Here is a 22,687-nt window from a genome sequence, read left to right as displayed (position 1 = left end):
GTGCCGGCGGGTTCAGTCGTGGGGGACCAGGGCGACCGGGGCGCGGCTGTGGTGCAGCACGGCGTGGGCCACGCTGCCGACGTGCGCGCCCAGCGGCGAACGCCGCGTACGTCTGCCGACCACCACGAGAGCCGCGTCGTCGGCGGACTGCACCAGTTCGACACCGGCTGATCCGATCACCACGCGGAGGGTGGCCGTCACGTCGGGGTACTTGGCGCGCCAGGGCTCAAGGAGGTCGTCCAGGGAACGCTCGATCTCGGGGGTCACGGCGGCCCGGATGTCCGGCACCATGGCCGGCCCGAGCGTCGCGTACAGCGGAAGCTGCTGGGTGTGGACGATGTCCACGCCGACCCTCCGGCGTGCGGCTTCCTCGAACGCGAACTCCAGGACGGCGTCCGAGGGGTTCTGCGCGTCGATCCCCGCGGTGACGGAGCCGCGCGGCGGGATACCGGGGAGGTCTCGTACGAGGACGACGGGCCGTTCGACGACACCGGCCACCGTCAGACCGACCGATCCCACCAGATAGCCGGCCACACCGCCCAGCGCGCGCGAACCCAGCACCAGGAGGTCGCCCGCCTCGCCCGCGGCCACGAGGCCCGGGACGGGGGACGCGGGGAGCAGCCTGGTGGTCACCGAAAGGCCCGGATGCCGTTCGCGCAGCCGCTCGGCGGTCCGCGCGAGCAGTTCCTCGGCCCACGGCTCCTCGGACTCCCGCGCCGCGAAGGGGACGACGGACGCCGGCCACGCCTCCTTCGCGTGCACCAGGTGCACCCCGGCTTCGCGCAGCATGGCCTCCTCCGCCGCCCACTCGGCGGCGGCGTTCGCCTGCTCCGTGCCGTCGACGCCGACCACGATGCTCTGTGTCATGATCGTCCACCTTCCGGTGCGCTGTCGTTCTTCTCGTACGTGAGCCGGATGGCGGAGACCGAGACCACCCCGTCGACCGTCGCGCACATGCGCTCGATCGCCGGGATCATGCTCCGGTACCGCACCCTGCCGCCGAGCTCCACCCGGCCGCTTCGCACGTCGACGGTCAGCTCGGCCGGATCGAGGCCGAGGGTGGCGCCGAGGACGTCCTCGACGATCTCGCGGCGGATGTCGTCGTCGTCGCGGAGGAAGACCGACAGCAGATCCCGGCGGCTCACGATGCCGACGAGCCGGTCCCCGTCGTCGACGACGACGAGCCGCTTGACACCCTGCACCTCCATCAGACGCGCCGCCTCCGTCACGGTCCACTCGGGGCGCGCGCACACCGGCGGTGCCGACATCAGTTCCTCCGCGCGGGTCCCCTCGGCCTTCGCCCGCTCCCACGCCTCGAGCCCCGGCACGGCAGGCATGTCTCCCGGTGCCATGGCCTGGTCGGCGGTCTTGCGCATCAGATCGCCCTCGGAGACGACACCGATGACCCGGTTCTCTCCGTCCACCACCGGCACCGCGGTGACGCGGTGCTGCGCCAGGACGCGCACGATCTCCTTGAACGGCGCGTCACCGCGGACACTCACCACCTCACGGGTCATCAGCGCGTCGATCCTGCGGTGCTGCATGACGCTCCTCCCTCACCGGACGGGCGGTCCTCGTGGGTCCCACCCTGATGCGCCGACCTTTTCGACAGGAGTGCCGAACGGTCCCGTTCCGGGACCGTTAGCCCCTATGCGGCAGGTCGGCCGGCCCGCCAGCGTGGAGGGAAGAGCCGCAAGGGCGCGGAGAGATCGTGGCTCCCGGACGGAGACCCCGGACGGAGACCCCGGACGGAGACAGCGTTGCTCCCGTACGCCGTGGCTCCGCGCTCGTGCCGGGAGGAGAGGGCCATGACCGGGACCGGAACCCGAAAGCACCCGGACGCGGACCGCGCCGGTCTGTGGGCTCGCCTCGGCGACCGGCTGATCGTCGGCGGTGTCACCGTCGGCGACGCGGGCCGCGACGGCGAGATCGTCGGTCTGCACCACGCGGACGGCACCCCGCCGTTCGACGTCCGTTGGTCGGACACGGGCCGCGTCACCCTGGTCTTCCCGGGCCCGGACGCGCGTGTCCAGCACTTCACGCACTCACGCGAGGCGGCTGCGCCGCGGCCGTGAACTCACCGGAAAGAGGGCCCACCGCCCACCCTGGCGCCCCCGGCGTGGCCATGCACCCCCCGGCACCCCTCTGCCCGGCCCCGGGCTCGCCGTCGTCGGCTCACGCCAGGGGCACGACCGCGACCGGTGCGGGACTGTGGTGGATGACGGCATGTGCCACGTGGCCGAGGTGCGGGCCCACCGGGACCTTCCGGGTCCGGCGTCCCACGATGACGAGATCCGCGTCCTGCGCCGCCGCGACCAGCTGGTACGCGGCGGACCCCACGACGGCCCTGGCCTTGACCGCCACGCCGTCGTAGCGCTTCCGCCACGGCTCCAGCAGATCGTCCAGACCTTCGAGGAGTCGATCGCCGAGCTCCTCGCCGATCCCCGGATCCACTGTCGCCGCGTAGCCGTAGGAGGCGGGCACCGTCCAGCTGTGCAGGAAACGGAGGGGCAGGCCGGTTCGAGCGGCCTCCGTGAACGCGAACCCGAGCAGGGTGTCGCACGGGTGGTGGATGTCGACGCCGACCACGATCTCGCCGCCGGGCGGCGTCCGCCGCTCGCCCCCTGCACGGCTCCCCGCGCGCACGAGGGTGATCGGCTGCCGGGCCGCTCCGACGACGGCGAGGGACACCGAGCCGACGACGAAGCCGAGGACGCCGCCCAGCCCGCGCGAGCCGAGCACCGTCAGATCCGACTCGTTCGCGGCGGCGGTCAGTACCTCGGCCGCCCGGCCGCGGGCGTACTCGGTGATCACCTCCAGATCGGGGTACTCCTTCCGCGCCCGCTTCGCCGTGTCCGCGAGCAGGCTCTCGGCCCGGTCCAAGGCGTCACGGGCGTACGAGACGGGGATCTCGGGCGCGTCGGGCCACTCGCCCACGTGGACGAGCCGGAGCGGCACTTCACGGAGCACCGCTTCCCTCGTCGCCCAGTGCGCGGCGGTGATGCTCTCCTCCGAGCCGTCGAGACCGATGGTGACCTGGGCTGTCATGACCTGCCTCCTGATCCGGGGCCGTGCGTGGCCGGGGCGTGCGCCGGCGTCCTGGAGCCTGACGGCGCGAGGACTCCAGGACCTCAGGCTGTGCCTGCCGGCCCGCGCCCCGGAGGGGCCGAGCAGGTCTCGATCAGGGCCGAACGGCCCATCCTCAGGAGGACCGCCGTGGTGCCAGCGTGGGAGGTGCCCTTCCCGGGGCGTCCTTTCCGGCCCCCGCGGGGCGTACTCCGCAGGAGGAACCATGACCAGCGAGATGCTCGCCCGGCCGGAGTTCGGCGACGTCGTCGCAGGAGTCGACGGCTCGCCGATCGCACGCACCGCCGCGCTCTGGGCCGCCGCCGAGGCGGACCGCCGGGGTCGTGCCCTGCACCTCGTGCACGCCGCCAATACCGACGGGCGCGCCTACTGGACCGACGCCGAGACCCTACAGGCGGTACGCGAGGCGGGCCGGGACCTGCTGACCGCGACCTCGGAGGCCGCCCAGGAGCGCTTTCCCGAGCTTGCCGTCATCAAGGAGCTCAGCCGCCGGGAGCCGGTCGCCGGACTGTGCGACGCGGCCGGCCGTCGCGGGACGATCGTGGTCGGAAGCAGGGGGCTCGGTGGCTTCTCCGCCCTCATGCTCGGCTCGGTCGGCCTCGGCGTGGCGGCCCGGGCGGAAGGTCCCGTGATCGTCGTACGGGGCGAGAACGAGCGGCCCGAGACCGGCTCGGTGACGGCCGCCGTCCACGACATGACGGACCTGGACTGGCTGCTGCTCGCCGCCGCCGAGGCCGACGCCCGCAAGGCGGCCCTGCGCATCCTGAGCGTCTGGAACGTGCTCACCCACGTGGGCAGCGTCGCGACCATGCTCGACGACCTGGACGCGGTCGCACGACAGCGCGTGCACCAGGTCAAGGCCCTCGCCGACCGGGTCCGCGAGGTCTACCCCCAGCTGATCGTCGGGCACCATGTGGAGACGGGCACGAGCACCCCCGGAATCCTCGTCGAGGCGAGCGCCCACACGGACCTGCTCGTGATGGGCCGCGGCAGGCGACGGCTGGGCGTCGTGCCGTCCCTCGGCCGCGTCGCCCACACCCTGATCCACCACGCCCACTGCCCGGTGGAGATCGTCCCGTCCGCCCTGGTGACCCGGGACGTGGAGCCATGAGCGACATCCTGACCGGCATCGACCCCCGCGAGCTGTCCGTTCCGGCTCTCATGTGGGCCGCCGACGAGGCCGGCCGCCGGGGCGCGCGACTGCGCCTGGTGGCCGCCGTGCCTCCGGTTCACGACCGGCTCCCGTACGCCGCGATCGCCCACCAGAGCTCCCTGCGGATCCGAGCGGAGTCGGCGCTCGCCAACGCCCAGGACCTGGTACGGGAAGTGCACGACGGGCTGTGGACCGCGACGGAACTCGTGGACGGGACGCCGGCCGCCGTGCTGCGCGACAGGACACCGGGCGCCGCACTCGCCGTCGTCGGCTCACGCCGCCTCGGCAGGGCAGCCGAGATGATCAGCGAGGGGTCGGTGGTCGTCCCGCTGACCGCACGCGCCGACTGCCCCGTCGTCGTCATCCGCGAACCGGAGCACACCTCCGTCCACCCGCCGCTGATCGTCGTCGGCGTGGACGGCAGCACGGACTGCCGGGCCGCCGTCGCCTTCGCCGCGGCGGAGGCGAGCCTGCGCGAGGCACGGCTCATGGCGGTCTGGGTATGGCCCCGCCCCCTGCTGTCCCACGGAGACGAGACCGAGGACCTGGCAGACCGCCGCCGACTGCTCGCCGAGGCGGTCGCCGGCTGCGCCGATCGCCATCCGGACGTAGACGTGGAGCAGGTGGTCATGCGCGGACACCCCGTCGAGGAGCTCACCCGCGCGTCTCTGGAGGCCCTGGCGGTGGTCGTCGGACGCCGGGGCCGGGGCGGCTACTCCGGCATGCGGCTCGGGTCCACGGTCCACGGACTGCTGCACCACGCCGAGTGCCCCGTGATCACCGTTCCGCTGCCGGAGACAGGAGAGACAGACGGCACCTCGTCCGGGGCCGACCGGTCCCGGACCCGTACGGACCGACCGGCCCCGACCGGCTGACCCGCTCAGCACGGGGATACCACCGTCCTCGCGTGCCACGGTGGGAGAACGACAAGGCGTGGGGGGGCAGGAACACACGGGGAGCGGAACGAGGAGCAGAACGATGACCGGAGACAAGGTGGAACGCAGGCACAGCCTCTTCCCCGACTTCAACGACTGGTTCAACCGCGAGTTCCCGGGGCTGCCCGGATGGCGCCCCGCCACCGCCGCGCACTCCATCCCGGTGGAGGTCTCCAGCGACGCCGGCGGGTACGTGCTGCGCGCCGAACTGCCCGGCATGGACCCCGACGACTTCACGATCACCGTCGACGACAACCTCATCACGGTGACCGCGGAGCACAGCGAGACCACGGAGGACAAGGAGCACTCGGAGTTCCGCTACGGATCCTTCCGCCGGACCGTACGGCTTCCCTCGACGATCCCCGCCGACGACGTCGACGCCTCGTACAAGGACGGCATCCTCACCATCCGCGTCCCGATGCCCGAGGAGAAGACGGAGACCCGACGGAAGATCCCCGTGCGGCGAGCCGACGACACGGCCGAGGGAGGGCAGTCATGAACACGCCACGCGTACTGGTCGCGTACGGCAGCAAGCACGGCGCGACCGCGGGCATCGCCGACGAGATCGGCAGGACGCTCCGGGCCGACGGCATCGAGGCGGTCGTCCAGCCGGCCGACACCGTCGACGACGTCAGCGGATACGACGGCGTCGTACTCGGCGGCGCCCTCTACGCCGGACGCTGGAGCGGCAAGGCCAGCCGCTGTGCCCGGCGCAACGCCGCGCAGCTCCGAGACCGGCCCGTCTGGCTCTTCAGCAGCGGCCCCGTCGACAGCTCCGCCGAACAGCACGACATCCCGCCCGTGCGCGGCGTGGCCCGCCGCATGAAGAAACTCGGCGCGCGGGAGCACATCACGTTCGGCGGCTCCGTGACCGCCGGGACACCCGGCCGCATCGCCCGGTCCATGGTCAGTCACGGCAAGGGCGGGGACTTCCGCAATCCGGAGCGGATCCAGGAATGGGCCCACCACATCGGCGGCGAGCTCGGCCCCGAGCGCTGAGCGGCGCCGCCGAAACCCGCGGCGCACGCCACCCCGGAGGTGCCACACCCACGGCGCACCCGCCACCCCGGAGGTGCCACATGAGTCACCCGGAGACCTCGGGCCCCCGGCCCGTCCCGGCCGGCGGCGGCTCTGCCCTGCGCGCTTCCTCGATCATCGTCCTGACGATCGCCCTGATCTGCGGCGCCGTGGCCGCCGTCCTGCTGTGGAACGCCGGTACCGACGCCAACCGGGATCTCGCCGCCCACCGTCACCAGGTGCGGGCGACCACGACGGCGCGGGCCGAGGACCCGCCCGTCGCCGTCCGGCCCGGTGCCAAGCCGCAGTCCTCCGCCCCGGCGGTCTGGGCGTACCCCGACCACGTACGCAGGTCCGGAACGGTCCAGGTCCCGCCGCGGACGCCGCAGGGGCGCACGCTGACCATCTGGGTGGACGACCGCGGCAGCCCCGCCCGCCCGCCGGACAGCACGGCGGACCTCGTGCTGACCGCGCTCGCGGGCGGCACGGCAGCGGCAGGCGCCGCAACGGCGTCCGGTGCGGGCGTCCTCGCCCTCGTACGAAGGCGCTCCGAAGGCCGTCGCCTCGCCGCCTGGGAGCGGGAATGGGCACAGGTCGAACCCGTCTGGTCCGGCCGGCTCCGGAGGGGAAGCGGCTCCGGGACCGCCGATGAATGACCGTACGGGCGGAACCGCGGCCGAGCGGCAGGCCCGGGGAGCGGACGAGGCGCCTCCCTTCGACCCCAGCGAGCCGCTGCCCCGGCTGCGCCGTGAACTCGCCACCGGTCCGGACGGGCTGTCCGCCCGCGAGGCCGCCCGGCGCCTCGCCGTCCACGGCCCGAACGAGGTACGGCGCAAGGCACCTTCCTCCTTCGCGCGGGAGCTGACCGGACAGTTGGTCCACCCCCTCGCGCTGCTGCTCTGGGCCGCCGCCGGGCTCGCCTTCGTCGCGCACCTGGCGGTGCTCGGCTGGGCGATCCTGGCCGTCATCGCGGTCAACGCCGCCTTCGCGCTGCTTCAGGAACGCCAGGCCGAGCGGGCCGTGGAGACCCTCGCGCGCTATCTTCCCGAGCACGCCCTCGTCGTGCGTGACGGCAGCGAACTGACCGTCGAGGCACGGGACCTGGTGCCCGGGGACGTGATCCTCCTGGAGGAGGGCGACAAGGTCCCCGCCGACGCGCGCGTCACCGAGGGCGGGGTCGAAGTCGACCTGTCGATGCTCACGGGGGAGTCGGTGCCCGCCGAACGGATGGCCGCCGCCGGGCTCCTCGGCGCCCCGCTGCTGGAGGAGCCGAACCTCGTCTTCAGCGGGACGACCTGCGTCGAAGGCCAGGCCCGTGCCGTGGTGTTCGCCACCGGCCACCACACCGAACTCGGCAGGATCGCCGCGCTCAGCCAGCGCACCCGTCGTGAGCCGAGCCCGCTGGAGAGACAGGTCAAGAAGGTCGCCTGGCTCATCGCCGGCGTCGCCACCGGCATGGGCGTCGTCTTCCTCTTCGTCGGGGTGGCGGTGGGACTTCCCGTCACCGACTCCCTGATGTTCGCCATCGGGCTCCTCGTCGCCAACGTCCCCGAGGGACTGCTGCCGACCATCACCCTGGCCCTCGCCGTGGGCGTCCGCGCCCTCGCCCGACGGGGCGCCCTGGTGAAACGGCTGAGCGCGGTGGAGACGCTCGGCTCCACGAGCGTGATCTGCACGGACAAGACAGGCACACTCACCCGCAACCGGATGCGACTGCGCGCCCTGTGGACGCCGGACCACGGCCCGGAACCGGGCCCCTGGGCCGACGAGCTGATCCGGACGGCGGCCCTCTGCACCACCGTCACCCTCGACGCCGACGGCGAACCGCACGGTGACCCGACCGAGGCCGCCCTCGTCACCGGCGCCGCCGAGCGCGGCGCCCCGGTGGACCCCGACCGGCGAGACGCGGGGCGGCTCGGGCTGTTCCGCTTCGATCCGCGGCTGCGGCTGATGTCGGTGGTGCAGAGGGACGAACAGGCGGCGGATCGCGCACGCGTCCTGGTCAAGGGAGCCCCGGAGGCGGTCCTGACCCGGCTGCGACCGGGCGCCGACGAGGACGGTGCCCGTGCGGCGGCGGACGGGTTGGCCCGGGAAGGCATGCGGGTCCTCGCCGTGGCCGTCCGCGATCTGCCGACCGCCGCCGAGCGGCCGTCGCGCCGCCAGGACGCCGAGTCGCGGCTGACCCTGCTCGGTCTCGTCGGTCTGTACGACCCGCCGCGCCCCGAGGTCGCGGCCGCCGTCCGCCGCTGCCACGAGGCGGGGGTGAAGGTGCACGTCGTGACAGGCGACAACGGCGCGACGGCCGCGGCCGTCGCCCGCGAAGTCGGCATCGGCCTGCCCCGTCTGCAGGTCGTCGCGGCCTCCGAGTCGCTGGACGACGACGAGCTGGACCGGCTCCTGGTGGAGGGCGACGCCGAGATCGTCTTCGCCCGCTCCTCGCCCGAGACCAAACTGAAGGTGGCCGACACCCTGCGGGCCCATGGCCGGATCGTCGCCATGACCGGCGACGGGGTGAACGACGCCCCCGCACTGCACCGCGCCCACATCGGCGTGGCCATGGGCCGCTCGGGCACGGACGTGGCCCGCGAGGCGGCCGCCATGGTGCTCACCGACGACGACTTCGCCACCATCGTCACGGCGATCGAGTCCGGCCGCCGTGTCTACGACAACGTGCGCAAGTTCATCGTCTACATCTTCACCCACGCCACCCCGGAGATCGTGCCGTTCCTCGTCTTCGCGCTCTCCGCCGGCGCCGTCCCGGTGCCCCTCACCGTCCTGCAGATCCTCGCCATCGACCTCGGCACCGACACCCTGCCCGCCCTCGCTCTCGGCAGGGAGCGCTCCGAACCCGGAATCATGGAACGCCCGCCCCGGCCCCCGCACCAGAGCGTGATCTCTCGCGCCATGCTCGTCCGCAGCTGGGGCTACCTGGGGATGGTCTCGGCCACCCTCGTGATGACCGGCTTCTTCTACGTGCTCTGGCGCGCGGGCTGGCAGCCCGGCGACCCGACGGGAACCGGCAGCCCCCTCCACCACGCCTACCTGACGGCCACCACCGCGAGCTTCGCCGGCATCGTCGCCTGCCAGGTCGGCACCGCCTTCGCCGCCCGCACCGACCACGCCGCACTCCGCGACATCGGAGTGTTCTCCAACCGGCTGCTGCTCGCCGGCATCGCCTTCGAGCTCGCCTTCACCGCCGCCCTGGTCTACGCGCCGCCGCTCCAGCACCTCTTCGGCACCGCTGCCCTCCCCGTGGACGTCGTCCTGCTGATCCTGACGTTCCCCGTGGTGGTGTGGGGCACGGACGAACTGCGGCGAGCCTGGCGTCGACGCCGGCGTGGGCAGCGGGTGGCGGCGAGTGCGGCGGACGCGACGCGCGACCCGAAGGGCCCGGCTCAGCGGACCAGGACGGCCTCACCGGAGCGGGGCACCACGGCCGTCCAGCCCAGCTCGTGGTCGATGCGGTCGCGCAGCGACCCGGACGCGCCCGGCTCGCCGTGCACGAGGTAGGTGGTGTGCGGGGCGGGGGCGCCGCGCAGCCAGTCGACGATCTGCCCGGCGTCGGCATGCGCCGAGAAGTGCGGCACGTCGGCGACCTCGGCGCGTACGGGCACGTACTCGCCGAACATCTTCAGCACACGTGCCCCGTCCACCAGGTCCCGCGCCCGCGTGCCGGCCGCCGCGAAGCCGACCACGACGACGGCGTTGCGCGAGTCGGGCAGCAGCCGGCGCAGATGGTGCAGGACACGGCCGCCGGTGGCCATGCCGGCCGAGGAGACGATGACGGCGGGCCCGTGAGCGCTGTTGATGTCGACGGACTCCTGCACCGTCCGGGCGGCGAGGAACGGCGCCGGGCTCAGCGCGGCCTCGCCCTCGGCGAGGATCTCGGGCCGCAGCTCGGCGGACCGCTCGCGCACGGCGTCGCGGTAGACGTCGAGGGCCGCGAGCGCCATGGGGCTGTCCACGTACACCGGCACCGAGCGCGGCAGGAATCCCGACTCGCGCAGCCTGGTCAGTTCGTGCAGGACGACCTCGGTGCGGTCGATGGCGAAGGCGGGGATGACGACGGTGCCGTTCCGGGCGAGGGTCCGGGCGATGACGTCCGCGAACGCCGACCGCGCGGACTCCTGGTCGTGCCGGCGGTCGCCGTAGGTCGACTCCATGAGCAGTACGTCGGCGCCGGAGAACGGCTCCGGCGGCAGCAGCAGCGGGTGCCCGGGCCGTCCCAGGTCGCCCGAGACGGCCAGGGTGTGCCCGTCCTCCAGGGCGAGACGGGCCCAGGCCGAGCCGAGTATGTGCCCGCCGTGGTGCAGGGTGAGCCGGGTCCCGGCCATGATCTCCACGTCCTCGCCGACGGGGACCGGGTCGAAGAACGTCATGGTCTTCTCGACGTCGGCGTCGTCGTACAGCGGCTTGGCGGGGCGGTGCTTGGACCAGCCGTGCTCGTTGGCGTGCCGTGCGGCCTCCATCTGCAGTCTGGCGCTGTCGCGCAGCACGATCCCGGCGAGCCGGGCGGTGTGCGCGCTGGCCAGGACCGGCCCCCGGAAGCCCTGCCGCACCAGGCGGGGCAGATAGCCGCAGTGGTCCAGATGGGCATGGGTGACGACCACGGCGTGGAAGTCCGCGGCGTCGCGGGCGAGGCGCTCCCAGTTGCGGCGCCTCAGGTCCGCGAAACCCTGGAAGAGGCCGCAGTCGACGAGGATCCGCGCATGGTCGCTCTCGACGAGGAACTTGCTGCCGGTGACCGTGCCCACGCCGCCCAGGAAGGTCAGCAGGGCCGGTCGTGGGGCCGTGGGAGCCGTGGCGGCCGAAGCCTGTGCTGCCTCGGGCATGGTCAGCCCTCCTTCGGAGCGTGGCCGGTCTCCACGGTCGCATCCACGCCGGCCCGGGCCCCAGGGCCCGAGCGGCCCTCTTCCATGGGCCGATCGGCACATGTGCCGCTGCCGGGCAGCTCCGAGCCTGGCAGCGAAGGACACGCGCACGCGCGACGGAAGTGGGTGGGCAACCATGAGGGCAGCCGTATTCCAGGGACCGGGCCGTATCGCCTGGCAGGACGTACCCGACCCGGGCATCGAGGATCCCGAGGACGCGATCGTACGGGTCGACGTCGTGACCATCTGCGGTACCGACCTGCACATCCTCAACGGCGACGTGCCGGAGGTGACGCCCGGCCGGGTACTGGGCCACGAGGCGGTGGGCACGGTCGTCGAGACCGGGCGGGACGTGCGTACCGTACGGTCCGGCGACCGGGTCCTGATCTCCTGCATCCTGTCCTGCGGCCGCTGCCGGTTCTGCCGCGAGGGCAGCTACGGCCAGTGCCGCGGTGGTGGAGGCTGGGCCCTCGGGCACCTCATCGACGGGACGCAGGCGCAGTACGTCCGCGTGCCGTTCGCCGACCTGTCCGTACACCTGCTGCCGAGCGCGGTCGACAGCTTCGACGCCGTCCTGCTCGCGGACATCTTCCCCACGGCCTACGAAGTGGGTGTCCTGAACGGCGGGGTACGGCCGGCCGACACCGTCGTAGTGGTCGGCGCGGGCCCCGTCGGCCTCGCCGCCGTCGCGACGGCCCGCCTCTACAGCCCCGGCCGGATCATCGCCGTCGACCTCGACGAAGCCCGGCTGGCCGTGGCGCGCAAGCTCGGCGCCGACGCCACCGCGTCCGCCGGCGAGCAACCGGACCGGCTCGTCGAGGATCTGACGGACGGTCTGGGCGCCGACGTCGTGATGGAAGCCGTGGGCGTCCCGGACACCTTCGAGATGTGCACGCGGATGGTCCGGCCGGGCGGACGGGTCGCCAACATCGGAGTGCACGGCAAGCCCGCGACGCTGCACCTCGAAGACCTCTGGTTCAAGGACGTCACGATCACCACCGGCCTCGTGGACACCTCGTCCACGCCCATGCTGCTGCGCATGATGGCGGCCGGACGGCTGCCGGCGGGCGAACTGGTCACCCACCGCTTCGAACTGGGGCAGATGGAGGAGGCGTACGACGTGTTCGGACGCGCGGCCGACACCGGAGCCATCAAGGTCGCGCTCGGCGGCCCGCAGCACACGGCCGTGGAGGCCACCGATGCCACGGGCTGATCCTGTCCGGGCGCCGGGGCCGTCCGTCCTGCCCGTCGTCCTGCTCCGTGCGGGTCACCAGGTCCGTCGTCCTGCTCCGTGCGGGTCACCAGGTGATGTCGCGCGCGCCGCGCGCCGGGGAGGCGAGGGGCGTGCGGGTCTCGCCGACGGACAGCCGGTCCACGACGGCGACGACGCCGTCCATCCGTTCGGCGAGTCCGACGAGTGTCCGGGCCTGGTCCTTCTGCCTGACCCGGCCTTCGAGCGTCACCACGCCGTCCAGCACGTGCACGTCGACCGCGTCGTCGCTCAGTTCCATGGCGTCCACCAGCACGTCCTGCCGGATGCGGCGTCGTATCTCCCGGTCCGGGCGGAGGAAGACGCACAGCAGGTCGCGGCGGGTCACGATCCCCACCAGCCGTTCCTCCTCGTCGACGACCGGCAGGCGCTCCACGCCACGACGGACCATCAGCCGGGCCGCGTCGGTGACGGTCTCCTCGGCGTGCACCGTGACGGCCGGCGCGGTCATGAGCTCCCGCGCGGTCAGCCGCCGGCGCGCGAGCAGGTCGGACTCCGAGACGACTCCGACGACCCGGTCGTCCTCGTCGAGGACGGGCACACCGCTGATGTCGTGCTCGGCGAGCAGCTTCGCCACATCCCGGAACGGTGTCGTGGGGATGACGGAGACGACGCTGTCGGTCATCAGGGCGCCGACCTTCAGGTGCTTCATCGTCCGGCCTCCTCTTCACTGTTCCGGGCGGCCGCGCCCCCGGGCGGTTCGCCCCGCTACACCACCGTCCGCCGCGCGCCGGACCACCTGTGAGGGCCGAACGGTGCAACCCCGGGCCCGACCGGACCCGCGTGAGCGGCAAGGGACCTTTGGCCCCTGCCCTGCCCCCAGCGGCCCTCCAGTCACCTGACACGGAATGTCAGGGTGAGAGGGATCCTCCGGACCGCACCCCCGGCGACCCGGAGAGCCGGAGACCCGGACGAGGAGGAACCATGGACGGAACCACGGACCGCCCCGGCCTCGGCAGGGTCGTCGTCGGCGTGGACGGGTCACCGTCCACCCGGGCGGCGGCGGGGGCCCGCCCGTCCGTGAGCACGTGCGCGCCGTGGCCGAGGTCGCGGAACGTGTCCCATTGCCCGGTGGAGCTCATCCCCCGGCACGGGTCCGGGACCGGACTCGGCCACGGGAGGACGACATGACCGGAAACACCCCCGTCGCGTGAGCCCACCATGACGACCCCGGCAGCCGCGTCGACCCGAGAGGCGGGGACCGCGACGGGCCTGACCGCGACGGAGGCCGCCCGTCGGCTCGCGGAGCAAGGCCCCAACGAGGTCTCGGCGAGGAAGCCCGTACGGCTCCGCAGCCGCGTCCTGGCGCAGCTGCGCGACCCGCTGATCGTGGTGCTCCTGGGGGCCGTCGCGCTCACCCTCGCGATCGGCGACCATCCCGACGCGATCGTCATCGCGCTCGTCGTCCTCGTGAACACCACGGTCGGCGTCGCCCAGGAGATCCGGGCCGACAACGCCGTCGCCGCCCTCTCGGCCCTGAGCGCCCCGCACGCGCGCGTTCGCCGCGACGGTTCCGTACGCGACCTGCCGGCCGCCGGCATCGTTCCGGGCGACGTCCTCCTCCTGGGCGAGGGCGACATCGTGCCCGCCGATGCCGAACTCGCCGAGGCGTCCGCCCTGCTGCTCGACGAGTCCATGCTCACCGGGGAGTCCACGCCCGTCGACAAGGACACGGGGGCGACGCTGAGCGCGGGCACCGTCGTCCTGCGGGGCCGTGGCGTGGCCACGGTCACGGCCACGGGTGCCGCGAGCGCACTCGGCCGCATCGCGGCCCTCCTCGACGACCGCCGTGAGCCGACCCCGCTGCAACGACGCCTCGCCGCCCTCGGGCGCGTGCTGGCCGCGGTGACGCTCGGCCTGTGCCTGCTGGTCTTCGCGCTGGGCCTGGCGCGGGGGCTCCCGCCCGGCACGATGGCGGTCACCGCCATCAGCCTGGCCGTCGCCGCCGTCCCCGAATCCCTCCCCGCCGTCGTCACCCTGGCCCTCGCCCTCGGCGCACGCCGCATGGTCGCCCGGCACGCCCTCGTGCGCCGGCTGCCCGCCGTGGAGACGCTCGGCTCGGTGTCCGTCCTCGCCACCGACAAGACCGGCACCCTCACCGAGGGGCGCATGGTCGTCCAGCACGTCCGGACCCGTCAGGCGAGCGCGGAACTCACGGGCGTGGGGTACGAGCCCGAGGGCGAGGTCCTGGTCGACGGGCGACCGGCCCGCGAAGGCGAACTCGCGTCCGTACGGGAGCTGCTGACCGTGGCCGCCCTCTGCAACGACTCCACGCTGCGGCCGCCGGACCCCGCCACGCCCGGCGCCCGCTGGACGGCACTCGGCGACCCCATGGAGGCCGCTCTGCTCACCGCCGCGGCCAAGGCGGGCTGCCCGCACCCGGCGGAGCTCGTGGCGACCCGGCCCCGGATCGCGGAGGCACCCTTCGACAGTCTCCGCCGACGCATGACCACGCTGCACGCGGCCGGCCAGGACCGGGTGCTCGTCTGTCTCAAGGGCGCCCCCGAAGCCGTACTGGACCCGGCTGTTCTCGACGACGGGCCCGGCGCGGTCGCGGAGGCCCGCCACGAGGCCGCGCACCTTGCCGAGCGCGGCTACCGGGTGCTCGCGGTGGCCTCGAGGGTGCGGGACGACGTGCCGGAGAGGATCACCGCGGCGGAGTCGGGCCTCACGCTGCTCGGCCTGGTCGCGCTCAGCGACCCGCCCAAGTCGCACGCGGCCGCCACCCTCGCGGCGTGCCGGGCGGCCGGCATCACCCCCGTACTCATCACCGGAGACCACCCCGCGACCGCGCGGGCGGTGGCGTCCCGCGTGGCGCTCCTGGGGGACGACGGAGGCGGTGAGGCGGACGGGCAGGTCATCACGGGTGCGGACGTGACGGCCGGCCGGGTCGCCGACCTCACCGCCGTCCGGGTCTTCGCCCGCACGGACCCGCAGCAGAAGCTGGACATCGTGGAGGCATGGCGGGCCGGGGGAGCCGTGACCGCCATGACCGGCGACGGGGTCAACGACGGCCCCGCCCTGCACCGGGCCGACATCGGCGTCGCGATGGGGGAGCGCGGCACCGAGGTGGCGCGGCAGGCGGCCGACCTCGTCCTCACGGACGACGAGCTCTCGACGGTCGTGGCGGCGGTCGAGGAGGGGCGGCGCGTCTACGACAACATCCGCCGCTTCCTGATCTACGGGATGGCCGGCGGCGCCGCCGAGATCCTGGTCATGCTGACCGGCCCGCTGCTCGGACTGCCCCTTCCCCTCCGGGCGGGTCAGATCCTCTGGATCAACCTCCTCACCCATGGCCTCACCGGCGTCGCCATGGGCGCCGAACCGGCCGCCCCCGGTGCGATGCGACGTCCGCCCCGCCCGCCGGACCAGCACATCCTCGGCGGCGGCGCCTGGCAGCGGCTGCTCCTTCTCGCCGCCGTCGTCACCACCGCCACGCTCGGCGCGGGACTGGCCGCCCAGGCCCTCGGCCTCGCCTGGCAGAGCGTCCTCTTCCTCGCCCTGCTCGCCGCCCAGCTCGGCGTCGTCCTGGGCCTCCGCGCCCGGCTGCTCACCAGGGAGAACCCCTTCCTGCCGCTCTCGGTCCTCGCCTCCGCCCTCCTGGCCGGCGCGGCCCTGTACGTCCCGTTCCTGAGTTCGGTCCTGGAGACCGAACCGCTCGGCTGGACGGGCGTCGCCGTCGCCGCCGCCTGCGCACCGGCCGGATTCCTCGCGGCACGTCTGGTCAGGACCGCCTTCCGGCGGACGAGCCCAGCAGGAACGGCCGGGCCACCGGCGCTACCGTGAAGGCGGGAACGACAGGTGCCGTCCGCGTGCCTGACGCGACCGGAGGTATCGATGACCCGGGAGGACGCCGAGTCCGCGAATGCGCGGCTGCCACGGCTGAGACTGGACGAACTGCTCGACGAGCTCCAGGCGCGCATCGACGAGGTCCGGGGCGCCAGGGACCGGCTCAACGGACTCCTCGAAGCCGTCATGTCCGTCGGCCGGGAGCTCGACCTGTCGCAGGTGCTGCGCGGCATCGTGGAGGCGGCCGTGACGCTGGTGGACGCCGAGTACGGAGCCCTGGGCGTCATCGGCGACGACCGCAGGCTCTCCGAGTTCGTCCCCATCGGCATCGACGACGAGCTGCGCGAGCGGATCGGCCCACTGCCGTCCGGACACGGCATTCTGGGCGAGCTGATCCGCAACCCGCGGGCGCTGCGTCTGACCGAACTGTCCGAGCACCCGGCCTCGTACGGCTTCCCTCCGAACCACCCGCCGATGCACACCTTCCTCGGTGTCCCGATCCGCGTCCGCGACGCGGTGTTCGGCAACCTCTACCTCACCGAGAAACGGGGCGGGGCCGACTTCGACACCGAGGACGAGGCCGTGGTGACGACGCTGGCCGTCGCCGCCGGCATCGCCATCGAGAACGCCCGGCTCTACGAGGAGGGCCGGCTGCGCCAGCGCTGGCTGGCGGCGAGCTCCGACTTCACCAGCGCGCTCCTGTCCGGTGTGGGGGAGACCGAGGTCCTGGACGGGATGCTGGAGCGGGCGGTGGACATCGCCGACGCCGACATCGGCGTCTTCTACCTGGTCGGGCCGGGCGGCGAGCTGCGCGGATCGCTGGCCAGCGGCGAAGGGGCGGAGGCCCACCAGGGTGTCGTGCTGCCCAGCAGCGAAGGAACCCTCGCCGCCGCGGCTCTGACGCGTGACGGCCTGATCACCGCGGCGGACGTCGAGAACGACGTGCGCGTCACCGTGCAGCCCGAACGCTGGAAGGGCTTCGGACCGGCGGTGGCCGTCACCGTGGGCACCAAGGAGCGGCTGAGCGGAGTGCTCATCCTCGCGCGGCGCCGTGGACGGTCGGCCTTCTCGGGTGCCGAGATCATCGACCTGCCCGGTTTCGCGGGGCAGGTGGCCCTCGCCCTCGAACTGGCCGACCGGCGCCGTGACGCCGAGCAGGTGAGCCTCCTGGAGGACCGCGACCGGATCGCCCGGGACCTGCACGATCTGGCGATCCAGCGCCTGTTCGCCACCGGGATGACACTGCAGAGCGCCCGTCGGTTCGTCGAGCACCCCGAGGCCGCCGACCGGCTGACGCGGGCGATCGACGACCTGGACGCCACCATCAAGATCATCAGGTCGACCATCTTCGGCCTCCGGGAGCACGAATCCCCCGGAACCGCGCCGAAACTCAGGAGCCGCATCGTCAAGGCGGTGGACCAGGCCGCCGCGACGCTCGGGTTCGCCCCCGCCCTGCGCATGGAGGGCCTGCTCGACACCGACGTGACGGCGGAGGCCGCCGAGGAGGTCGTCGCGGTGATCGGCGAGGCGCTCACCAACGTGGCCCGGCACGCCCAGGCCCGCCGCGCGGAGGTGGCGGTGGTCGCCGGGGAGGGCATCCTGGCGGTGACGGTGAACGACGACGGCGTCGGCGTCCCGCCGGGCGCCGCCCGCAGCGGACTGCGCAACCTGACCGAGCGGGCCGAGCGACTGGGCGGTGAACTGTCCGTTCGAGGGCGGCCGGCCCCGGAGAGCGGGACCGTACTCGACTGGCGCATCCCGATGCCGCCCGGCCGGGAGTGAGAGGGCTGCCTCTCGGCGGAGCCGTTCCTCGTCGTCGGACGACGCCGGCACCGGACACGTCAGGTGCTCCGGTTCTTGCGCAGGAACGTGCGCAGCCGCCGCAGCGGCCAGGTGTTGATCACGTCGTCGGGAGTGAGCCATCCTCGCTGCGCCGTGCCCACGCCGTAGCGGAGGCACGCCAGCTGGGGGAGCGAGTGGGCATCGGTGTCGACGGCGAACTTCACCCCGAAGTCCCTGGCCCGCAGGATGTCCTCGTCACCCAGGTCGAGACGGTCGGGCTGGGCGTTGATCTCCAGGGCGGTGCCGGTGCGGGCGCAGGCGGCGAAGACCGCGTTGAGGTCGGCGTCGACGCCCGGCCGTCTGCCGATCAGCCGGGTGGTGGGGTGACCGATGATGTTGACGCCGGGGTTCTCGCAGGCGCGGACGAGCCGTCGGGTCATCGCGTCCCGGTCGAGGCCGAAGTGGGAGTGCACCGAGGCCACACAGATGTCGAAGCCCCGGAGGAAGGAGTCGGGCCAGTCCACCTCCCCGTCGGGGCCGATGTTGAGCTCGGTGCCGTGCAGGAGCCGCATCCTGCGGTGCCTGCCGTCCAGCGACCGCACGTGCTCGCGCTGGGCCAGGATCTTCTCGTCGGTCATGCGCTGCATGGCCAGGTCCGGCGCGTGGTCGGTGACCGCGTAGTACGCGTAGCCCCGCGCGGCGGCCGCCACCACCATCTCCTCCAGCGGGGCGAGGCCGTCGGTGAGGTCGGTGTGCGTGTGCAGGTCGCCCCTGATGTCGTCCTCCGTCACGACCTCGGGCAGCTCGCCGCGCAGACCCGCCTGGATCTCGCCACGGTCCTCGCGCAGCGTGGGCGGGATCCACGGCAGACCGAGCCGGCCGTACACCTCCTCCTCCGACCGGGAGGCGATCCGCTGACCGCTCTCCGCGTCGAACAGGCCGTACTCGGAGAGCTTCAGCCCCGAGCGGACGGCGATCGTCCGGGTGTGGATGTTGTGCGCCTTCGATCCGGTGAAGTACTGCAGGGCGGCGCCCCATGAGTCCGGTCGCACCACTCTCAGGTCGACCTGGATCCCCTTCACCGTCCGGACGGACGTCTTCTTGGCGCCGTGCACGAGGACCTCGGCGGTGGAGGGCAGCTCGGTGAGCGCGGCCATGAACGGCGCCGACCGGTCGGCGGCGACGAGGATGTCGATGTCGCCGATCGTCTCCCGCATGCGGCGCAGCGAGCCCGCGTACGCGCAGTCCTCACAGCCGCTGATCCCGGACAGGTCCGTGACGATGTCCTCGGCGGTCTCCACGGCGGTGCTCAGCAGGATCCGCCCTCCCGCCTGCCGCATGAGGTCGATGCCGTGCAGGATGTTCGCCTCGGTCTTCTCCCCGAAGCCCTTCAGGTCGCGCAACCGCTCCGCCTTGATGGCGTCGGCCAGCTCGTCCACCGAGGAGATCCGCAGGTCCTGGTACAGCGTCATCGCCCGCTTCGGACCGAGGGTGGGGATCGCCATCAGCTCGCGCACCCCCGCCGGGATGCTCGCCCGCCGCTGCTCGACCACCGCGACCCTGCCGGTGCGGAAGTACTCGACGACCTTCTCGGCGATCGACCTGCCCACTCCCGGGATCTCCCGCAGCTCGTCCGCGTCGAGGTGGGACACGTCGCGGGGGTAACCGCCGATCGCACGTGCCGCCTTCTCGTAGGAGCGCGCCTTGAACGCCTCGCCCCCGGTGATGGCGATGAGGTCCGCGTACTCCTGAAGGAGCGCCTCGACCTCCTCGTTGGTCCGGACCACGTCTTCCAGTCTAGGAGGCAGGCACGATACGGACACGGGGTCTTCTCGCACCGGGCTCCTGGCGAGAGCGCTCAGAAGAAGCTGAGAGCTTCGCGTGCCAGCCTTACGCACCTGTTCGACACATGGTGTGAACCCCCATCCAGCGAAGGAGCCCACGTGAGCCTGGTCAACGGCCTGCCCGCGCACATCCTGCTCGTGCATTTCGTCATCGTGCTCGTCCCCCTGACCGCGCTCGCGCTGGTCGCCGGCGCGGTCCGGCCGACGGTGGCGCGGCGCATGGGCATCGCGCTGCCGGTGCTCGCCCTGGTCACGCTCGGGAGCGTGCCGCTCGCCACGGAGGCCGGCGAGTGGCTGGAGCGGCACGTCGACAGCGACGCGCTGGTCCGCCGGCACGCCCAGCTCGGCGACGGGCTGCTGCCCTGGGCGGCGGGCCTGTTCGCGCTGGCCGTCGTCGTCTGGTGGACGGCGCGCCGCGGCGCCGTGTCCGCGTCCCCGTCCCCGTCCGCGCCCGTTTCCGCGTCCGGGGCCTCGACGGGGGCGCGCTGGTCCGCCGCGCCGGTGCGGATCGTGGCGGTGGTGCTGTCGCTGGTCGTGGCCGTGGGCGCCGCGGTCGACGTGTACCGGATCGGCGACTCGGGCGCGAAGGCCGCGTGGCACGACGGCTTCTCCCAGACGGCGACAGGCGGGCACGGAGACGAGGACTGACCTGCCGCGTGCGCATCCTGCTCCGGCTCAGGCGCTTCCTCGCGGAAGCCGCACCGTGAACGTCGTCGACCCCGGTCCGCTCTCCAGGCGCACGCTCCCCCCGTGTGCCTTCACGACGGCCGCGACGATCGACAGGCCGAGCCCCGCGCCGCCGCCCGCGTCCTTCGTCCGGCGGTCGGCACGGGTGAAGCGTTCGAAGACGCTCGGCTGAACGTCCTCGGGGACCCCGGGGCCGTTGTCGTGCACCTTCACGGTGGCGGTCGCCTCGTCCGTTTCCAGGGTGACCGTCACCTTGGTGCCGGCGGGAGTGTGCGAACGCGCGTTGGCCAGCAGGTTGGCGAGAACCTGCTGCAGGCGGTGCTCGTCGCCGGTGACCGTCACCGGTTCCTCGGGGAGGTCCAGTTCCCAGCGATGGGCCGGCCCTGCCACCTGGGCGTCCGTCATCGCGTCGAGGATCATGCGCGTGAGGTCGACGGGCAGCGCCTCGAGCGGGCGGCCCGCGTCCAGTCGGGCGAGCAGCAGGAGGTCGTCGACCATGGCGCCCATCCGGCCGGATTCGGCGACGATGCGTTCCAGGGCCCGGGTGACCTCCGGTGGCACCGGACCCGGGTGCAGCAGGGCGAGTTCGGCGTGGCCCCGTACGGTGGCGACCGGCGTGCGCAGCTCGTGGCTGGCGTCCGCGGCGAAACTGCGCAGCCGCTCCTCGCTGGCATGCCGTTGGGAGAGGGCGCTCTCGACGTGGCCGAGCATGCGGTTGAAGGCGCCGGCGACCAGGCCCACCTCGCTGCGCGGATCCGGCTCGGGGACGGGCGCGGGCAGGGTGACCTCGCCGCTGGCGAGCGGGAGTTCGCTGACCCTGGTCGCCGTCGCGGCGACTCGGCTCAGCGGGCGCAGCGACCAGCGCACCCAGAAGGCCCCCGCGACGCCGGTGACGGTGAGAGCCGCGCCGAACACGATCCCGGCGACCAGCTCCAGGCGGTGGACGGGAGCCTCGACGGGCTCCCAGGGCAGTCCGGTGATCAGTACGTCGCCGTCGATTCCCGACGCCGCCATGACCCGGTAGTCGCGCAGGGCGGCCAGATCGAGGGTGTGGCCCCTGCCGTCGATCGGGACCGAGGCGAGCCGGGCCACGTCGGCGGCGGTCAGCGTGACGTACGCGGTGCCGTCGGAGCGCACGACGGCCGCGTCGGTGACCGTGCCGTGGCGCAGACGGGCGCCGAACGTGCCCGCGGGCTGGCGGCGCGTGTCGCCGTGCTCGTCGCCGTCGTGGTCGTCGGGCAGCCGGCCGCCGTGCTCCAGGCTCGCCGGGAACCGGGCGCCGGCCTCGGCGAGCTGTTCGTCGAGGCGGCTGGTCAGAAGGCCTTTGAGCCCGACGACCGCGGCCACGCCGACGGCGGCGCAGCAGACCGCCAGCAGCACCACGAGCCCGAAGGTCAGCCGTGCGCGCAGGGTGCGGGGAAGCGGCCACCTCGGCGGCCACGCCGGCGGCCACCTCATGCGGAGGCCGGCTTCAGGACGTACCCCGCCCCGCGCACCGTGTGGATCATGGGCTCGCGGCCCGCGTCCACCTTCTTGCGCAGGTACGAGATGTACAGCTCGACGACATGGGCGCGGCCCCCGAAGTCGTACGACCAGACGCGGTCGAGGATCTGCGCCTTGCTGAGCACGCGCCGCGGGTTGCGCATCAGGAAGCGGAGCAGGTCGTACTCGGTCGGGGACAGGTCGATCAGCCTGCCCGCCCGGGTCACCTCGTGGGCGTCCTCGTCCATCACCAGATCGCCCACGGTCAGCAGCGCGCCCTCCGCCGACTGCCGGGCCATGCCCGCCCGGCGCAACAGCCCGCGCACCCGGGCGACGACCTCCTCCAGGCTGAACGGCTTGGTGACGTAGTCGTCGCCGCCCGCGGTGATGCCCGCGACGCGGTCCTCCACCGTGTCCCGGGCGGTGAGGAAGAGCACGCAGACATCCGGCCGCACCGCACGCAGCGCGCGCAGGACCGCCAGGCCGTCGGTGTCCGGGAGCATCACGTCCAGGACGACGGCGTCCGGCATCAGCTCCCGGGCCGCGGCGACGGCCGCGGCCCCGTCGTCGGCCGTGCGGATCCGCCAGCCCTCGTAGCGCAAGGCCCCGGACAGCACCTCGGCGAGGTCGGGATCGTCGTCGACGACGAGGACCCGCAGCGGGGTGCCGTCGGGGCGGGTGAGGGCGGGGCGACCGGAGCGTGTGATGTTCATGGCGTCTCAAGGATCGCCCCTCACGACGGTGCGAGGCGCACACGAATGCTCTGAGTT

Annotated in this window: 18 protein-coding genes and 1 pseudogene; 11 read left to right on the top strand and 8 right to left on the bottom strand. The window is 73.4% G+C overall.

The window, feature by feature from the left end:
• Window positions 1-12: 12 nt before the first annotated feature.
• Complete coding sequence (locus ACWEV0_RS00315) at window positions 13-867, bottom strand: universal stress protein (protein WP_453145008.1); 855 nt, start codon at window positions 865-867, stop codon at window positions 13-15.
• Window positions 864-1,544 (bottom strand): CBS domain-containing protein, encoded by a 681-nt coding sequence (locus ACWEV0_RS00310; protein WP_453145007.1) that lies wholly within the window; start codon window positions 1,542-1,544, stop codon window positions 864-866. The genes ACWEV0_RS00315 and ACWEV0_RS00310 overlap by 4 nt, the downstream gene beginning before the upstream one ends.
• Window positions 1,545-1,856: 312 nt before the next feature.
• On the opposite strand from ACWEV0_RS00310, the pseudogene ACWEV0_RS00305 reads away from it, so the two are divergent.
• Window positions 1,857-2,057: pseudogene (locus tag ACWEV0_RS00305) on the top strand (DUF1918 domain-containing protein); the annotation flags it as partial.
• Window positions 2,058-2,175: 118 nt separating this feature from the next.
• Here the strand turns inward: ACWEV0_RS00305 and ACWEV0_RS00300 are convergent.
• Window positions 2,176-3,048 carry a universal stress protein gene (locus tag ACWEV0_RS00300; RefSeq protein WP_453145005.1) on the bottom strand — a complete coding sequence of 291 codons (873 nt, stop codon included), beginning with the start codon at window positions 3,046-3,048 and terminating at the stop codon, window positions 2,176-2,178.
• A gap of 244 nt (window positions 3,049-3,292) precedes the next feature.
• Here ACWEV0_RS00300 and ACWEV0_RS00295 point away from each other — a divergent pair, with 244 nt between their 5' ends.
• From ACWEV0_RS00295 to ACWEV0_RS00270, 6 genes are all read left to right on the top strand, one after another.
• Entirely contained in the window at window positions 3,293-4,198 is a 906-nt protein-coding gene (locus tag ACWEV0_RS00295) for a universal stress protein (protein ID WP_453145003.1), read from the top strand.
• A complete protein-coding gene (locus ACWEV0_RS00290) occupies window positions 4,195-5,115 on the top strand; it encodes a universal stress protein (RefSeq protein ID WP_453145001.1) in 921 nt (306 codons plus the stop codon). Before ACWEV0_RS00295 ends, ACWEV0_RS00290 begins: the two co-directional genes overlap by 4 nt.
• A 103-nt stretch (window positions 5,116-5,218) precedes the next feature.
• Window positions 5,219-5,674 carry an Hsp20/alpha crystallin family protein gene (locus ACWEV0_RS00285; protein WP_453144999.1) on the top strand — a complete coding sequence of 152 codons (456 nt, stop codon included), beginning with the start codon at window positions 5,219-5,221 and terminating at the stop codon, window positions 5,672-5,674.
• The gene (locus ACWEV0_RS00280; protein WP_453144998.1) at window positions 5,671-6,174 is read left to right on the top strand and encodes a flavodoxin domain-containing protein; all 504 of its coding nucleotides are present in this window, start codon (window positions 5,671-5,673) and stop codon (window positions 6,172-6,174) included. Before ACWEV0_RS00285 ends, ACWEV0_RS00280 begins: the two co-directional genes overlap by 4 nt.
• Window positions 6,175-6,254: 80 nt before the next feature.
• A complete protein-coding gene (locus ACWEV0_RS00275; protein WP_453144996.1) occupies window positions 6,255-6,848 on the top strand; it encodes an Rv1733c family protein in 594 nt (197 codons plus the stop codon).
• Window positions 6,841-9,702: a cation-translocating P-type ATPase gene (locus tag ACWEV0_RS00270; protein WP_453144995.1), complete on the top strand. Its 2,862-nt coding sequence runs from the start codon at window positions 6,841-6,843 to the stop codon at window positions 9,700-9,702. Before ACWEV0_RS00275 ends, ACWEV0_RS00270 begins: the two co-directional genes overlap by 8 nt.
• Here the strand turns inward: ACWEV0_RS00270 and ACWEV0_RS00265 are convergent.
• On the bottom strand, window positions 9,588-11,024 hold the full coding sequence (locus ACWEV0_RS00265) for an MBL fold metallo-hydrolase RNA specificity domain-containing protein (RefSeq protein WP_453144993.1): 1,437 nt from the start codon (window positions 11,022-11,024) through the stop codon (window positions 9,588-9,590). The two genes, ACWEV0_RS00270 and ACWEV0_RS00265, sit on opposite strands and share 115 nt — an antisense overlap.
• A gap of 175 nt (window positions 11,025-11,199) precedes the next feature.
• On the opposite strand from ACWEV0_RS00265, the gene ACWEV0_RS00260 reads away from it, so the two are divergent.
• The gene (locus ACWEV0_RS00260; protein WP_453144991.1) at window positions 11,200-12,276 is read left to right on the top strand and encodes an alcohol dehydrogenase catalytic domain-containing protein; all 1,077 of its coding nucleotides are present in this window, start codon (window positions 11,200-11,202) and stop codon (window positions 12,274-12,276) included.
• A gap of 85 nt (window positions 12,277-12,361) precedes the next feature.
• Here ACWEV0_RS00260 and ACWEV0_RS00255 read toward each other — a convergent pair whose 3' ends face one another.
• A complete protein-coding gene (locus ACWEV0_RS00255; protein WP_453144990.1) occupies window positions 12,362-12,985 on the bottom strand; it encodes a CBS domain-containing protein in 624 nt (207 codons plus the stop codon).
• Between the two features lie 509 nt (window positions 12,986-13,494).
• On the opposite strand from ACWEV0_RS00255, the gene ACWEV0_RS00250 reads away from it, so the two are divergent.
• Window positions 13,495-16,119 (top strand): cation-translocating P-type ATPase, encoded by a 2,625-nt coding sequence (locus ACWEV0_RS00250; RefSeq protein WP_453144988.1) that lies wholly within the window; start codon window positions 13,495-13,497, stop codon window positions 16,117-16,119.
• Between the two features lie 51 nt (window positions 16,120-16,170).
• Window positions 16,171-17,904 (top strand): GAF domain-containing protein, encoded by a 1,734-nt coding sequence (locus ACWEV0_RS00245; RefSeq protein WP_453144986.1) that lies wholly within the window; start codon window positions 16,171-16,173, stop codon window positions 17,902-17,904.
• A gap of 59 nt (window positions 17,905-17,963) precedes the next feature.
• On the opposite strand, the gene polX is transcribed toward ACWEV0_RS00245, so the two are convergent.
• Window positions 17,964-19,691, bottom strand: coding sequence for a DNA polymerase/3'-5' exonuclease PolX (polX, locus tag ACWEV0_RS00240; RefSeq protein WP_453144984.1), 1,728 nt, complete (start codon window positions 19,689-19,691; stop codon window positions 17,964-17,966).
• A 156-nt stretch (window positions 19,692-19,847) separates the two neighbouring features.
• Between polX and ACWEV0_RS00235 the strand changes: the two genes are divergently transcribed.
• Window positions 19,848-20,396 carry a DUF2231 domain-containing protein gene (locus tag ACWEV0_RS00235; RefSeq protein WP_453144981.1) on the top strand — a complete coding sequence of 183 codons (549 nt, stop codon included), beginning with the start codon at window positions 19,848-19,850 and terminating at the stop codon, window positions 20,394-20,396.
• A 27-nt stretch (window positions 20,397-20,423) separates the two neighbouring features.
• On the opposite strand, the gene ACWEV0_RS00230 is transcribed toward ACWEV0_RS00235, so the two are convergent.
• Together ACWEV0_RS00230 and ACWEV0_RS00225 are read right to left on the bottom strand one after the other, a co-directional pair.
• Window positions 20,424-21,893 (bottom strand): sensor histidine kinase, encoded by a 1,470-nt coding sequence (locus ACWEV0_RS00230; RefSeq protein WP_453144979.1) that lies wholly within the window; start codon window positions 21,891-21,893, stop codon window positions 20,424-20,426.
• Window positions 21,890-22,630: a response regulator transcription factor gene (locus ACWEV0_RS00225; RefSeq protein WP_453144977.1), complete on the bottom strand. Its 741-nt coding sequence runs from the start codon at window positions 22,628-22,630 to the stop codon at window positions 21,890-21,892. The genes ACWEV0_RS00230 and ACWEV0_RS00225 overlap by 4 nt, the downstream gene beginning before the upstream one ends.
• Between the last annotated feature and the right edge of the window lie 57 nt (window positions 22,631-22,687).

The organism is Streptomyces sp. NPDC003943 (assembly GCF_053605265.1).
The sequence above is the reverse complement of the archived record's forward strand: the minus strand, read 5'-3'. Positions and strand labels throughout refer to the sequence as shown.

Coding starts and splice junctions, on each gene's coding strand:
- ACWEV0_RS00315 (WP_453145008.1), bottom strand. CDS start 867: ATGACACAGAGCATCGTGGTCGGCGTCGACGGCACGGAGCAGGCGAAC.
- ACWEV0_RS00310 (WP_453145007.1), bottom strand. CDS start 1,544: ATGCAGCACCGCAGGATCGACGCGCTGATGACCCGTGAGGTGGTGAGT.
- ACWEV0_RS00300 (WP_453145005.1), bottom strand. CDS start 3,048: ATGACAGCCCAGGTCACCATCGGTCTCGACGGCTCGGAGGAGAGCATC.
- ACWEV0_RS00295 (WP_453145003.1), top strand. CDS start 3,293: ATGACCAGCGAGATGCTCGCCCGGCCGGAGTTCGGCGACGTCGTCGCA.
- ACWEV0_RS00290 (WP_453145001.1), top strand. CDS start 4,195: ATGAGCGACATCCTGACCGGCATCGACCCCCGCGAGCTGTCCGTTCCG.
- ACWEV0_RS00285 (WP_453144999.1), top strand. CDS start 5,219: ATGACCGGAGACAAGGTGGAACGCAGGCACAGCCTCTTCCCCGACTTC.
- ACWEV0_RS00280 (WP_453144998.1), top strand. CDS start 5,671: ATGAACACGCCACGCGTACTGGTCGCGTACGGCAGCAAGCACGGCGCG.
- ACWEV0_RS00275 (WP_453144996.1), top strand. CDS start 6,255: ATGAGTCACCCGGAGACCTCGGGCCCCCGGCCCGTCCCGGCCGGCGGC.
- ACWEV0_RS00270 (WP_453144995.1), top strand. CDS start 6,841: ATGAATGACCGTACGGGCGGAACCGCGGCCGAGCGGCAGGCCCGGGGA.
- ACWEV0_RS00265 (WP_453144993.1), bottom strand. CDS start 11,024: ATGCCCGAGGCAGCACAGGCTTCGGCCGCCACGGCTCCCACGGCCCCA.
- ACWEV0_RS00260 (WP_453144991.1), top strand. CDS start 11,200: ATGAGGGCAGCCGTATTCCAGGGACCGGGCCGTATCGCCTGGCAGGAC.
- ACWEV0_RS00255 (WP_453144990.1), bottom strand. CDS start 12,985: ATGAAGCACCTGAAGGTCGGCGCCCTGATGACCGACAGCGTCGTCTCC.
- ACWEV0_RS00250 (WP_453144988.1), top strand. CDS start 13,495: ATGACGACCCCGGCAGCCGCGTCGACCCGAGAGGCGGGGACCGCGACG.
- ACWEV0_RS00245 (WP_453144986.1), top strand. CDS start 16,171: ATGACCCGGGAGGACGCCGAGTCCGCGAATGCGCGGCTGCCACGGCTG.
- ACWEV0_RS00230 (WP_453144979.1), bottom strand. CDS start 21,893: ATGAGGTGGCCGCCGGCGTGGCCGCCGAGGTGGCCGCTTCCCCGCACC.
- ACWEV0_RS00225 (WP_453144977.1), bottom strand. CDS start 22,630: ATGAACATCACACGCTCCGGTCGCCCCGCCCTCACCCGCCCCGACGGC.